The following is a 12,326-nucleotide window of genomic DNA, read 5'->3' on the forward strand; positions in this document are numbered from 1 at the left end:
ACAAATGAAATTAGCAAAGCGAGTAGCTGCTTTAACACCATCTGCAACTTTAGAAATTACAGCAAAGGCTCAAGCATTAAAAGCGGAAGGTCATGATGTAATTGGATTAGGAGCAGGAGAACCTGATTTTAATACACCAGAGCATATTATGGATGCTGCGCATAAAGCGATGTTAGAAGGACATACGAAGTATACACCAACGGGTGGATTACAAGCGTTAAAACAAGAAATTGTGAAGAAATTTACTCGCGATCAAGGCATTGCGTATGATCCGTCTGAAATTATTGTATGTAACGGTGCAAAGCATGCGTTATATACATTATTCCAAGTGTTACTTGATGAAGGAGATGAAGTTATCATTCCAACTCCTTATTGGGTAAGTTATCCTGAACAAGTAAAGCTTGCTGGTGGTAATCCAGTTTATGTAGAAGGTTTAGAAGACAATGAGTACAAAATTACAGCAAAGCAGCTGCGTGAGGCAATTACAGAGAAAACGAAAGCAGTTATTATTAATTCACCGAGCAATCCAACAGGAATGATTTACAGCAAAGAAGAATTACAACAGCTTGGAGAAGTATGTTTAGAACATAATATCTTAATCGTTTCAGATGAAATTTATGAAAAATTAATTTATGGTGATGCAGAATATACTTCAATTGCCCAGCTTTCTAATGTATTAAAAGAACAAACACTTATTATTAATGGTGTATCTAAATCACATTCGATGACAGGATGGCGCATTGGATATGCAGCAGGAAATAAGCAGCTTATTAAAGCGATGACGAACTTAGCGAGTCATAGTACGTCAAACCCTACTTCAATTGCTCAATACGGTGCAATTGCTGCGTATGCAGGCTCACAAGAACCTGTAGAAACAATGCGTCAAGCGTTTGAAGAAAGATTGAACATTATTTATGATAAATTAATCCAAATTCCTGGTTTCACTTGTATCAAACCACAAGGTGCTTTTTACTTATTCCCAAATGTAAAAGAAGCCGTAGCGTTAGCGGGTTATGATACAGTTGATGAGTGGGCAAAAGCATTATTAGAAGAGGAAAAAGTAGCTCTTGTTCCAGGTACAGGATTTGGTGCACCAAATAACGTTCGATTATCGTATGCGACATCTCTTGAGCAAGTAGAGAAAGCATTAGAACGAATTCATACGTTCATGAAAAGCAAAGTACAGGCTTAATCTTCTGTCTTTTGTAGTAAATGGCAAGTAACCTCCCTATATATAGGGAGGTTTTTTTGACGAATTGTGGCAAAAAGAAATGACTGAAGGTGTGTTATACTAGAGAACGAGGTGTTTGGTGATGAAAAAGAAAATGATGTTACAATGGTTTGAACAGGGAAGCATAGCAATTCCTAAATTGCTTATGATGCATTATAAAAAGTTAGGCTTAAATGAAACGGAATTTATGGTGGTACTTCATGTACACACATTTTTAGAATCAGGTAATTCGTTCCCGACTCCTTCAGAGATTTCAGAGCGGATGACGATAACAGAAATGAAATGTATGGAAGTGATTCAGACATTAATCCAAAAAGGTTTTTTAGCACTAGAAGGTGGACAAAGATCAGAAGCGATGATGTGTGAAAGTTATTCTTTACAACCACTTTGGGAAAAAATATTGCATTTTTTAATGGACGAATCAATAGAAGAAGAACAGAAAGAAAAAAAGAAACTTCAAGTAAATTTATATACAGTATTTGAAAAAGAATTCGGAAGACCGCTCTCACCGTTTGAATGTGAAACATTAGGAATGTGGGAAGATCAAGATCAACATCATCCGAATTTAATTCAAGCTGCTCTCAGGGAAGCTGTTATGAGTGGTAAACTTAATTTCCGGTATATTGATCGTATTTTATTTGAGTGGAAAAAGAACGGAATTAAAACAGTAGAGCAAGCGCAAAATCAAGGCCAAAAATTTAGAGCGAATCAACAGCGCGCGCAACAAACAACAAAACAAGAAACAAAATTTACTGGGAAAGTGCCTTTTTACAATTGGTTGGAGCAGTAATGTAGGAGGAAAGACATGTTGAATAAAACGCAAATTCGCTATTGTTTAGATACAATGGCGGACATGTATCCAGAAGCGCATTGTGAATTAATTCATGATAACCCATTTGAACTTGTAATCGCGGTGGCATTATCTGCGCAATGTACAGATGCACTTGTGAATAAAGTGACGAAAAACTTATTCCAAAAATATAAAACACCAGAAGATTATTTAAGTGTGTCTTTAGAAGAATTACAACAAGATATACGTTCCATTGGGTTATTTAGAAATAAGGCGAAAAACATTCAAAAATTGAGCAGGATGTTACTAGATGATTATAACGGGAAAGTTCCAGAAGACCGTGACGAGCTGACGAAATTACCAGGAGTAGGGAGAAAGACAGCGAATGTAGTTGTTTCGGTAGCGTTTGGGATTCCCGCAATTGCTGTTGATACGCATGTAGAGAGAGTGGGTAAACGGTTAGCAATTTGTAGATGGAAAGACTCTGTGTTAGAAGTGGAAAAGACATTGATGAAGAAAATTCCAATGGATGAGTGGGGAGTTACACACCACCGTATGATTTTCTTCGGACGTTATCACTGTAAGGCGCAGCGACCACAATGTGAAGAGTGCCGATTACTAGAAATATGTCGCGAAGGAAAGAAACGAATGAAGGGGAAATAAAGGATGGAGCGAGTTATAGAAATACCGAAAGAGTTTCGGTGCGTACCATTTTTTAAAGAGAGTGCAAATTCGATTACGTATCACACAGACCAATCTTTTGAAGAAATAATACAAAATACTTACTTTATATTTGATATTGAAAGACAATATGAGCCATGGAATGAAATTGAAACAAGTATTCCAGCGGTGTTAAATGTATGGAAAAGCAAGCATGAAGAAATTGCTACACTATTTCGAAACAGAAAAAAACAAGAAGCTGAGGGTCCGATGATTCTTTTTGCAGCGCACTTTCTATCGGTTATATATTGGTTAAATGAGCAGCCTGTTCATAGTTTGAATGATATGCAAGTAAATACGAATAAATTGGAAGTACAACCTGTTAATTTTATGGAGCGATATTCATTTATTATAAAGAAACCGAGTAATTACCATTCATATATTCAATTAGTACAGTTGTATATCGAAATAGAAAAGCTATATGTAAAGAAAATGATAACAAAAAAGAAGTCGGTTTCTCGTTAAGAGAAACCGACTTCTTTTTTGTTTATTAAGACTCTGTTGTAACAACATCTCCGTCTGCGTGAGGTGTATCTCCTCCGGTATTTTGTTGCTGTTGCTGTTCTTCTTCAGCTTTTTTTCTAGCTTCTTCGTCAGCTTTTTTCTTAGCTTCTTCATCAGCCTTCTTCTTGGCTTCTTCGTCAGCCTTCTTCTTAGCCTCTTCTTCAGCAGCTTTCTTTTGAGCTTCTTCTTGCTGTTTACGTTGTTGTTCTTGTTGCTGTTCTTGTTGTTTACGCTGATCTTCTTCAGCTTTTTTCTTAGCTTCTTCTTGTTTTAGTGTATCTTCATTGGCCTTTTTCAGGGCTTCTTCTTCAGCTTTTTTCTTAGCTTCTTCGTCAGCCTTCTTCTTAGCCTCTTCTTCAGCTTTTTTCGCATCTGGAGTTCCGCCAGGCGCAGTGAATGATGCACCAACTGCAGGGCTTGTTCCAGTACCCTTTTTCGCTACTACAGAGAAGCTGTAAGTAACACCTGGTTTAATGCCACCAAGAGTAGCTGTCGTACCGCTTACTGATAAGCTACCACTAGAACCGTCAGTAGCTTTATAGCTTGCTGCGTATGCATCAACATTTGATGATGGTCCAGACCAGTTCAGTGTCACTGTGCTAGCGCCATCGAAAGCGACATTAAGACCGCTAGGTGGATCTACTTTAATTTCTTTAACTGCATCTTTTTTCGCACCTTTAATGTACAGTTCTCCATTTAATTCTTGTACAGAAGAAGGGCGCTCGAAACGAGATTTATCTGTAGCGAATTTGCTCATCATTACTTGGAACATTTGCTGAGCAATTCTAGTAGAACGATCGCTAATGTAATTTTCTTCACTATCTTTTTCATAACCAGTCCATACAGCCATTGTATATTGAGGCGTATATCCTGCGAACCAACTATCTCTGTTTGCATCTGCTGGAATACCGTATTTTTTAATAACAGATGCATCAAAGTTTTGTGTTCCTGTTTTACCTGCTACGTCTATTCCTGGAACGTATGCTGTTGGACCTGTACCACCAGAACCAGGTTTTACTACGTCACGAAGAACATCAGTAATCATATAGGCAGTATAGTCATGCATCGCACGTTTTTCTTTTGGTTTAAAGTTTTTCTTTTTCCCATCTGGGAATGTAACTTCTTTTACGAAGTGAGGTTTATTATAAACACCATCATTTCCGAATGTGGCATAGGCACCAGCTAATTCTAATGGAGAACTATCGTTACTACCAATAGCTGTTGATTCATATACCTTTCCGTCTTTGAATGTCATTCCTAAACCTTCAGCAAATTCTTTGGACTTATCGAGACCAACTGCTTGGGCTGTTTTTAAAGCAGGAATATTTAATGATTTCTTCAAAGCTTCACGAAGTGAAACGTCACCTTTATAACTATTGGTTGCATTTCGTATCTTTTTCCCATCAGAATACGTATACTCTGAATCGTTCAGTTGATGATAAGTAGACCATTGTAGGTTCTCAATTGCTGGACCATAGTCGAAAATCGGCTTCATTGTAGAACCAACTTGGCGTTTTAAATCAATTGCCATATTATGACCTTTGAAAGTAGATTTACTTTCTTTGCGACCAGCACCAATTGCTCGAACTTCCCCGGACTGAGTATCCATAAATACGAATGATCCTTGGAATTGATCGCTTGGATATTTAATGAGATTTCCATCCATTATTTTATCAGCATAGTCTTGAGCATCAAGGTCAAGAGTCGTATGGATTGTTAAACCGTCTGAACCGATATTTACATCAGGGATTTCTTTTTCAACTTCTTTTACAACTGCATCTAAAAAGGCTTGATATTTCATTTCAGTTACATCTGAAGATGGAAGAAGTCCTTGTGTTACAGGAATTTGCATCGCGTCATTCATTTCTTGTTTCGTTATATACCCGTGTCGATTCATTAAAGATAATACGATATTACGACGTTTCGTTGCTCGCTCAAAGTTATCCGGTTTTGTTGGATCATAAATATTAGGACCTTGGGGTAAACCAGCGAGCATTGCAGCTTCATGTAATTGTATGTCTTTTAAATCTTTACCATAATATTTTTTTGCAGCTGTTGAAATACCATAAGAGCGATTACCTAAGTTAATCTTATTTAAGTACATTTCTAAAATTTCATGTTTTGAGTACTGTTGCTCTAACTTATAAGATAAGTACCATTCCTGCACTTTTCTCTTTGCAGTTTTGTCCATCGTTAGAAAATAGTTTTTAACTACTTGCTGTGTAATCGTACTACCACCTTGTGAGCCAAAGCCACCAGTGACATTTTCCATAATTGCCATTCCAGTACGTCTAAAATCAATTCCATCATGCTCATAGAAGCGAGCATCCTCAGTCGCAAGGAATGCACTTTCAATTACTTTGGGAATTTGATCGTAAGTAACATGGGTTCGTTTTTCAGCACCGTATTCATAGAAGAAATTCCCGTTTTTATCAAGGAATTTTGTTGATAAAGGATTGACAAGTTTTGATTTGTCTAATTTCGGAGCGTCCTTTATCATAACAAAGAAAGCCGAAACGCCAGCTACGAGGCCAACGATACCAAGAAGTAGACAACCTATAAGGAATTTCTTGAAAAAGGAACCTTTTTTCTTTGGCTTTTCTTCTTTATGAGTTTCTTTCGTTTGATTTTTTACATGATTTCGTTCTGTACGAGAACGATAATTATCTGACATTATACTTTCTCCTACCTTTCATTCTCTCCCCCAAAAGTCGAAAAAAGAGCCTTAGTGATGACTCTATCACGAAAAATAAACCGTGTCTAGTACGCGGATATAATCAATTCGAGGGTGATAACCGCATGATAATAAAGCCCCATGCTCTTCTATTTCTTGTTTTGTAATCGATTTACGTCCACCAGTATTTTGGCGATTCCAAAATGCAATAATATGTTTTGCATCTAATAAATAAAATTCATCAAAAAGTGTAAATTTAATAATAACAAATGCAATTCCATTATGAGCGACTACTTGCTTCATATGTTCAATTTGATGAAGGTGGAAGTTTTGAAGTGGAAAACTGGTTTTATTTTTAGTTTCTTTCGCTTCAAAATCGATGTATTTCCCTTTGTATACACCGTTGTAATCTGTTGTAGAAGGTTGTTTGAAATACGCTTCTTTTACCACTGCAGCACTTCGAGCGGGGTAATCTACTTTTACAATTTGAAGAGGTGTAGGTTTTTTATGTACGCATGCAATATTATGGGTTAAGTAATATTGATTGGTTTCATTCAATTCCTCTTCAAGGGACATACCTCTATTACTGTAAGTATGTTTTTTTATTGGTGTTTTATGAGGTTGTGAAGCTTGATCGTACCTTTTTCCATTTGGGTAACGAATGGTCATATTTTGTCCACTCCCAACTTGATAAGAATTACTTACAAAGGTGATTATATCAAAAAATGAAAAAAGATGTGACCTTTTTCAAGAAAGGTATGGTGACTTACTCATGTTTCGATGGGATGATTACGAAAAAATTAAACAGAACCGTAAGGATATTTTTTGTACAGAAGAGGAAAAAGCTATAGTTCTTCATATTAAAGAGAGAACGGATGTAGCTAACGTAGATAATATTTCACGTACACAATCTTACCAAGAATATTATTTGAGAAATAGAGAAATTAGATGGTCTTTTTTAGCAAGTATGGTTTCAAGGAATGGGGGATGGAACATGACAGATTTAGAAGGAGAATATTATTCTAACCTTTTATCTCAAACAGTTAAGAGACGATTATTTCTTTTGTATGAGAAAGCCAATTGGCTCATTTTCTTAGATGCATTTCCTCAACTATTACTGTATGAGGAAAGTAAAAAGAGATGCGTACCGCTCTTTCATTTGTTACAATTTTTCAACATATCAATTTTTATGGAAAAAGAATGGGTCGCGTTTTGGGAGAAAAAAGATGTAAATAGGCTTATGACGGCACTTATTATTAATGAACAAAATAAAATTCAAAAACCAGTAATTGAGAATGCATACTTTCAAAAGCATGTATTTGACACTGCACTGTTCAAATTTCAAGAAATAGTTCATGTTAGTGCAGTTATTTTTCCAACGGTGGAAGGGGGAATGTATGGATTTTCAGTTTATCAATTTGAAACGTTGCAAAAACGTATAGAATTGGGGAAACAATTAGCTTGGTTATTATTTCATCCAAAGTATAAGGCTTCTTTTTATACATTTGCAGTGCAAACTAGACATACAGGGTCAAGGATGGATTATGAATGCAATATAAGAGGGATTAGAAAATCAGGTACGCCGGCTCTTAGGGATGTGTATTCTATTGTCACTCATGAAAAATTAATTGAAAAAGATTGGTTTAGTGAAGGGTTGGAAATAGATTCTTTATTTTTATTTAAAAAACCTAAGGGGGAAATTAATATAACAGAATGGTATAGAAAGAAGAGGGAGCAAATACATACTCTTTCTATATTAAGTAGTTTTGTTAAAAGAATAGATGGGTTCATGATATAATAAAGAAGTCCCGCTTTCCTAAATGAAGGCGGGGCTTCTTTATTAAAAGTAATATGCTCTACAACAAATTACTTTCTAATCCGCTATTGGTCGGCAGTACGACTTTAACTTCAACACTTATAGAAAGCGAAGAGGTAAGGTTAGACTAGAAAATAGCTGTTTGTAAAAGTCACTTTGATTAAAGTGGCATTTTATCCCGCTATTTGCGGGCAGTAAAACTCCCACCTCAAAATTTGGCTGGAGCAAAGAAGTTAGGTGGGAGATCAATTGCCCGTAAACGCCCGATTGGTGAGGGCTGATTAAAGTTTTACTTTATGTAGCGGGGAAATTTGGGCCATCAAGCTTTGGATTACCAGTCTCAGGTTTGTTTTGTTGTTTGTTTTGCTTTTTCTTTTTTTCGTTTTTATTTTTTGCCATCGTAATACACCTCCTTTTTGTATTGTTACCATTTCTAAAAATGGCATACTAAACGATTTCTTTGACGAATATCAACTAGTTTTGTCATGTGAGAAGGAGTAATCAATCAATCGGCGAAATTACATGACAAAGGAAAGGCAAAGAAGGGGGCGTTTTAAATATGGCGATGGTTCAGAAGGAAGATGTTATGAAAAAAATGGATCAAATGTTAAGTTCTCTCGATTTGCTGGAAATGAATATTGGGATTAGAATGAATCATGCATTGAAGGATAAAGGTGAAAAAATATGCAATAAGATAGAAATAACAGAAATGCATATCGAGCATATGGAAAATAAATTAGTGCATCACGAAGAAAAAGGGAGCTGGGTAAAGACATTTCAAAACGTCGTAGTGAGTGCATAATAAGGTGGGAACAAAATGGGATATGAAGCATTAATCCAGTCCTCGGAGAAGTTAATGCAGTATAATGATGAAGCGAATATGAAAAAAAGAGAAATGGTTGAATATGATTTTTATAAGGATATGAAGCCATTTGTTGATATTGTAGATGCGGAGTTAGAGATGTGGAAAGAATTAGCTTATAGGTGGATAAAGGAAGAACGACCTAAGTATATACATGTACAACAAATTGATCAAGTGTATGATAATTTACAAACTAATGTGCTACAATGTTTTGTTAATAAGGGAAAAGGTAAACGTTTCTTTGAAACTCATCAAGCTATTTCGTATACTTTGCAAAATATCGTAGATCAATGTAAGTAACAAGAGGGAAAACCCTCTTGTTTTTTTATCCCGGGCAGTAAGATTTCCACCTCGAAACTCGGCTGAAGCAAAGAAGTTAGGTGGGAGATGAACAAAACCCCCACTGATTAAAGTTTCACTTTATGCTTCTGTCACTGTTGTAGGTTTTGTTGCACCGTTTATTTCTAATTCACGTATTAATGTTCGGTAATCTGATATGCATATTTTTCCTTCAAGATAACAATGCCTTGCAAAGTCTAACAGTTCATTCGAATTTTCTGTGTCATACCCCTTTTTTTGAGAAAACGCTTGTTTTAAATCCCCTAATACCATGTTGATTCCTCCCCAATGAGAATCTTCTTCCTTATTATCATAGCATGGAAGGGTTTACTTTCTAATTTTTTTAAAAATTTAAACTTCCGACAAAAACAGACAGATACTCCTTCACACATTTTATTTTATAGGTACATATTCTATATGTAGAAACTTATGCGAAGGAGGAGAGAATGCATGTTTCAACAACCTAATGTATACCAGCAAGCAAATCCATATGCACAGCAAAATATGTACCAATATAATGAGGATACATATTTGCGATATAATATGTATCCTTTCGAGCCTCATTATGGAAACCAAAATTATTATCAACCATTTGAAGTGTCGTTTGGGAATCAATCGCAACAAGCACATGTGAATCAACCACAACAAGCACATGTGGATCAACCACAACAAGCACATGTGAATCAACCACAACAAGCACATATGAATCAATCGCAACAAACATATATGAATCAACCACAGCAAACATATATGAATCAACCGCAGCAAGCGCATATGAGTCAGTCGCAGCAAATGTATACGAATCAACCACAGCAAACGTATATGAATTCACAAAATTACATGTCGCCATCTCAATATGCAAATCAACAAGCTATGTTTTATCCACCAAAACAACCATATCCAACGATGAATAAACAAAAGCAACAGCAACAGCAACCAAGTCAGTTTTCTAGTTTTGTTTCACAATTTAAAACATCAGATGGTAACTACGATGTAAATAAAATGATGAACACAGCTGGACAAATGATGAATGCGATGAATCAAGTGACAGGAATCGTTAAGCAAGTTGGGGGTTTTTTTGGTAAATAATGATGGATTGTTGTCCATTATGTATATTATGGACGAAACATAGTTCTAGACAAATTTCCATGAAATAAATGGGTGTATATAACAAGCGGCTTCACCTCTTTTCTCATATTGTAAAGTGTAATCAGATTTTCTTAATGAGAGAGGAGAGAAAAAAACTATGCATCATTGTCATCCTTGCTTTGGAGGGCATAAGCCTGTAGGACCTATTTGTACAACTGCTCCTGTCATTCATCCGACGAAACAATGCGTAACACATTCTTTTTCAACAACGGTGGTGCCACACATTTTCCCAACGCATACAACACACGTACATCATCAACAAATTAAAAATCAAAACTTCTTCCCACAAACAAACTCGAACGTAAATGTTGTAGACCCTGGTGATCCAGGATCTGTTGGCGGATTTGGCGGCGGATGTGGACCATGTGGTCACGGTCACCATGGACATCATGGTCATCAAATATCTCCATTTGGTCCAGGACCAAATGTATCACCATTTGGACCAGGGCCGAACGTGTCACCATTCGGACCTAATGCAGGACCAAACGTGTCACCATTTGGACCTAATGCAGGACCAAACGTTGGTGGAATGTTTAAAAAGTAAATGATATGTTAGAACTAGCGAAATGCTAGTTCTTTTTTTGTAATTGAGGTGTGGATATGAAAGTTGTTGCTGTAACAGGATATAAGCCATTTGAACTTGGGATATTTAAAAATGATCATCCAGGAGTAGAATGTATAAAAAAGGCGCTGCGTCGTAAATTAACTGCTTTTGTAGAAGATGGTTTGGAGTGGGTGATTATAAGCGGCCAGTTAGGAGTCGAACTATGGGCTGCTGAAGTTGTTTTTGATATTCAAGTAGAATATCCAGATTTAAAATTAGCGGTATTTACTCCTTTTTTAGAACAAGAAGAAAATTGGAAGGAAGATAACCGTGAATATTACGAATTTATTCTTTCGCAAGCAGATCACATTGATAGTATTACGAAACGGAAGTACGAAAGTCCAGAGCAATTTAAATTAAAGAATCAATTTTTTATTGAAAAAAGCGATGCACTTTTAGCTGTGTATGATGAAGAAAAGTCTGGGAGCCCTAAATATATTGTAGAAGCAGCTAAGAAAAAAGGAGAAATAGAAAATTATCACAGTTATTTCATTCTTTTTTCTGATTTACAAGATATAATGGAAGAGGAACAGTGGAATAATGCAGAGTAATATGTAATATAGTACTCGTATATTTGATTGACAAAAGGCATTGTTTCTGAAAAAATTTAGTTAATGAAAGCTTTGGCAAAAATTTGAGGTGAAGAAAATGATTTCGGATAAAATTAAATTAACAGCGAAAGATATTTTAGAAAAAGAATTTAAAACAGGTATGAGAGGTTATCAACAAGAAGAAGTAGATAAGTTTCTTGATATGATTATTAAAGATTATGAAGCTTTTCATAAGGAATTTGATCAATTAAAACAACAAAATGCTCGTTTGAAACGTGAATTAGAAGAACAGAAAGTAGCGGCAACACAAGTTCCGCAACAACCGGTACAAACACCAGTTGCACAACCTGTATATAACAATACGAATACGGATATTTTAAAACGTCTATCTAATTTAGAAAAAGCTGTATTTGGAAGTAAGTTATACGAATAATGTAAGGTGGTAAAAAGGTTAAAGCATTTTACATAGAAAAAAACATTGCAAAATCTTTTTGTTTCCACTATACTAATGGATGTCATAACGTTTGGGTAATCGCTGCAACGCCAACGTTGTAGAGGAAAGTCCATGCTCGCACGGCCTGAGATGGCTGTAGTGTTCGTGCCTAGCCAAGTCATAAGCTAGGGTATTCTGGCTGTAAGGCTGGTTTAACGGCAGGGAAAAAACCTAAGTCCTTTCGGATATGGTTTGACTACCTTTAAAGTGCCACAGTGACGAAGTCCTTGAAGAAATGATAGGAGTGGAACGAGGTAAACCCCACGAGCGAGAAACCCAAATAATGGTAGGGGAATCTTTTCCAAGGAAATGAACGACGGAAAAGGACAGGTTTTCGTAACCTGTAGATAGATGATTACCACCGGAGTACGAGGCGTGGGCCGTTTGCAGTACAAAGGAACAGAACATGGCTTACAGAACGTTATGAACCAACTATGAAATAACTCAGCTCTCCTTTGTTAGAGGAGGGCTTTTTATTTGTATGAAGTTATAAGTTGTGAGTTAAAATGGTAAGTGAGAATATTCTTCGTAATATGTAATAATTAATAGGACAACATGTTATTAATTATTGTTTGATTATACATAAGAGGTGA

Annotated in this window: 15 protein-coding genes and 1 other RNA gene; 12 read left to right on the plus strand and 4 right to left on the minus strand. The window is 36.1% G+C overall.

Going from position 1 to position 12,326, the window contains the following annotated elements; genetic code table 11:
• Positions 1 to 4 precede the first annotated feature (4 nt).
• The 4 genes from aspB to QUF93_RS09965 all read left to right on the plus strand — a co-directional run bounded on the left by aspB (position 5) and on the right by QUF93_RS09965 (position 3,206).
• On the plus strand, positions 5 to 1,192 hold the full coding sequence (aspB, locus tag QUF93_RS09950) for an aspartate transaminase AspB (RefSeq protein ID WP_128281613.1): 1,188 nt from the start codon (positions 5 to 7) through the stop codon (positions 1,190 to 1,192).
• A 121-nt stretch (positions 1,193 to 1,313) separates the two neighbouring features.
• The gene (dnaD, locus tag QUF93_RS09955; protein ID WP_002117737.1) at positions 1,314 to 2,021 is read left to right on the plus strand and encodes a DNA replication protein DnaD; all 708 of its coding nucleotides are present in this window, start codon (positions 1,314 to 1,316) and stop codon (positions 2,019 to 2,021) included.
• 15 nt (positions 2,022 to 2,036) lie between these two features.
• On the plus strand, positions 2,037 to 2,684 hold the full coding sequence (gene nth, locus QUF93_RS09960; RefSeq protein WP_128281612.1) for an endonuclease III: 648 nt from the start codon (positions 2,037 to 2,039) through the stop codon (positions 2,682 to 2,684).
• A 3-nt stretch (positions 2,685 to 2,687) separates the two neighbouring features.
• Positions 2,688 to 3,206: a YpoC family protein gene (locus QUF93_RS09965; protein ID WP_002117744.1), complete on the plus strand. Its 519-nt coding sequence runs from the start codon at positions 2,688 to 2,690 to the stop codon at positions 3,204 to 3,206.
• 25 nt (positions 3,207 to 3,231) lie between these two features.
• On the opposite strand, the gene QUF93_RS09970 is transcribed toward QUF93_RS09965, so the two are convergent.
• Positions 3,232 to 5,919, minus strand: coding sequence for a penicillin-binding protein 1A (locus tag QUF93_RS09970; RefSeq protein ID WP_289358635.1), 2,688 nt, complete (start codon positions 5,917 to 5,919; stop codon positions 3,232 to 3,234).
• A 66-nt stretch (positions 5,920 to 5,985) separates the two neighbouring features.
• Positions 5,986 to 6,588 carry a Holliday junction resolvase RecU gene (gene recU / locus QUF93_RS09975; RefSeq protein WP_002117747.1) on the minus strand — a complete coding sequence of 201 codons (603 nt, stop codon included), beginning with the start codon at positions 6,586 to 6,588 and terminating at the stop codon, positions 5,986 to 5,988.
• A gap of 103 nt (positions 6,589 to 6,691) precedes the next feature.
• Between recU and QUF93_RS09980 the strand changes: the two genes are divergently transcribed.
• Positions 6,692 to 7,717, plus strand: a complete 1,026-nt coding sequence (locus tag QUF93_RS09980; RefSeq protein ID WP_289358636.1) for a DUF2515 domain-containing protein — start codon at positions 6,692 to 6,694, stop codon at positions 7,715 to 7,717.
• 312 nt (positions 7,718 to 8,029) lie between these two features.
• On the opposite strand, the gene QUF93_RS28860 is transcribed toward QUF93_RS09980, so the two are convergent.
• A complete protein-coding gene (locus tag QUF93_RS28860) occupies positions 8,030 to 8,176 on the minus strand; it encodes a phage portal protein (RefSeq protein WP_306475192.1) in 147 nt (48 codons plus the stop codon).
• Positions 8,177 to 8,294: 118 nt separating this feature from the next.
• On the opposite strand from QUF93_RS28860, the gene QUF93_RS09985 reads away from it, so the two are divergent.
• Together QUF93_RS09985 and QUF93_RS09990 are read left to right on the plus strand one after the other, a co-directional pair.
• Entirely contained in the window at positions 8,295 to 8,537 is a 243-nt protein-coding gene (locus tag QUF93_RS09985; protein WP_002117753.1) for a hypothetical protein, read from the plus strand.
• A 15-nt stretch (positions 8,538 to 8,552) separates the two neighbouring features.
• A complete protein-coding gene (locus tag QUF93_RS09990) occupies positions 8,553 to 8,897 on the plus strand; it encodes a YppE family protein (RefSeq protein WP_128281608.1) in 345 nt (114 codons plus the stop codon).
• A 120-nt stretch (positions 8,898 to 9,017) separates the two neighbouring features.
• Here the strand turns inward: QUF93_RS09990 and QUF93_RS09995 are convergent, their stop codons facing one another.
• Positions 9,018 to 9,209 (minus strand): YppF family protein, encoded by a 192-nt coding sequence (locus QUF93_RS09995; protein WP_002117758.1) that lies wholly within the window; start codon positions 9,207 to 9,209, stop codon positions 9,018 to 9,020.
• Positions 9,210 to 9,386: 177 nt separating this feature from the next.
• On the opposite strand from QUF93_RS09995, the gene QUF93_RS10000 reads away from it, so the two are divergent.
• The 5 genes from QUF93_RS10000 to rnpB all read left to right on the plus strand — a co-directional run bounded on the left by QUF93_RS10000 (position 9,387) and on the right by rnpB (position 12,152).
• Positions 9,387 to 10,025 (plus strand): YppG family protein, encoded by a 639-nt coding sequence (locus tag QUF93_RS10000; RefSeq protein ID WP_289375273.1) that lies wholly within the window; start codon positions 9,387 to 9,389, stop codon positions 10,023 to 10,025.
• 157 nt (positions 10,026 to 10,182) lie between these two features.
• The gene (locus tag QUF93_RS10005) at positions 10,183 to 10,629 is read left to right on the plus strand and encodes a CotD family spore coat protein (RefSeq protein WP_289358638.1); all 447 of its coding nucleotides are present in this window, start codon (positions 10,183 to 10,185) and stop codon (positions 10,627 to 10,629) included.
• A 56-nt stretch (positions 10,630 to 10,685) separates the two neighbouring features.
• On the plus strand, positions 10,686 to 11,240 hold the full coding sequence (locus QUF93_RS10010) for an SLOG family protein (RefSeq protein ID WP_002117764.1): 555 nt from the start codon (positions 10,686 to 10,688) through the stop codon (positions 11,238 to 11,240).
• Between the two features lie 97 nt (positions 11,241 to 11,337).
• Positions 11,338 to 11,673 carry a cell division regulator GpsB gene (gpsB, locus tag QUF93_RS10015; protein ID WP_000622426.1) on the plus strand — a complete coding sequence of 112 codons (336 nt, stop codon included), beginning with the start codon at positions 11,338 to 11,340 and terminating at the stop codon, positions 11,671 to 11,673.
• A gap of 87 nt (positions 11,674 to 11,760) precedes the next feature.
• Positions 11,761 to 12,152: RNase P RNA component class B (gene rnpB, locus QUF93_RS10020), an RNA gene on the plus strand.
• Positions 12,153 to 12,326 lie beyond the last annotated feature (174 nt).

Origin of the sequence: Bacillus hominis (genome assembly GCF_030348325.1) — a bacterium.
GTDB classification, from domain to species: Bacteria; Bacillota; Bacilli; order Bacillales; family Bacillaceae_G; genus Bacillus_A; species Bacillus_A hominis.

Coding starts and splice junctions, on each gene's coding strand:
- aspB (WP_128281613.1), top strand. CDS start 5: ATGAAATTAGCAAAGCGAGTAGCTGCTTTAACACCATCTGCAACTTTA.
- dnaD (WP_002117737.1), top strand. CDS start 1,314: ATGAAAAAGAAAATGATGTTACAATGGTTTGAACAGGGAAGCATAGCA.
- nth (WP_128281612.1), top strand. CDS start 2,037: ATGTTGAATAAAACGCAAATTCGCTATTGTTTAGATACAATGGCGGAC.
- QUF93_RS09965 (WP_002117744.1), top strand. CDS start 2,688: ATGGAGCGAGTTATAGAAATACCGAAAGAGTTTCGGTGCGTACCATTT.
- QUF93_RS09970 (WP_289358635.1), bottom strand. CDS start 5,919: ATGTCAGATAATTATCGTTCTCGTACAGAACGAAATCATGTAAAAAAT.
- recU (WP_002117747.1), bottom strand. CDS start 6,588: ATGACCATTCGTTACCCAAATGGAAAAAGGTACGATCAAGCTTCACAA.
- QUF93_RS09980 (WP_289358636.1), top strand. CDS start 6,692: ATGTTTCGATGGGATGATTACGAAAAAATTAAACAGAACCGTAAGGAT.
- QUF93_RS09985 (WP_002117753.1), top strand. CDS start 8,295: ATGGCGATGGTTCAGAAGGAAGATGTTATGAAAAAAATGGATCAAATG.
- QUF93_RS09990 (WP_128281608.1), top strand. CDS start 8,553: ATGGGATATGAAGCATTAATCCAGTCCTCGGAGAAGTTAATGCAGTAT.
- QUF93_RS09995 (WP_002117758.1), bottom strand. CDS start 9,209: ATGGTATTAGGGGATTTAAAACAAGCGTTTTCTCAAAAAAAGGGGTAT.
- QUF93_RS10000 (WP_289375273.1), top strand. CDS start 9,387: ATGTTTCAACAACCTAATGTATACCAGCAAGCAAATCCATATGCACAG.
- QUF93_RS10005 (WP_289358638.1), top strand. CDS start 10,183: ATGCATCATTGTCATCCTTGCTTTGGAGGGCATAAGCCTGTAGGACCT.
- QUF93_RS10010 (WP_002117764.1), top strand. CDS start 10,686: ATGAAAGTTGTTGCTGTAACAGGATATAAGCCATTTGAACTTGGGATA.
- gpsB (WP_000622426.1), top strand. CDS start 11,338: ATGATTTCGGATAAAATTAAATTAACAGCGAAAGATATTTTAGAAAAA.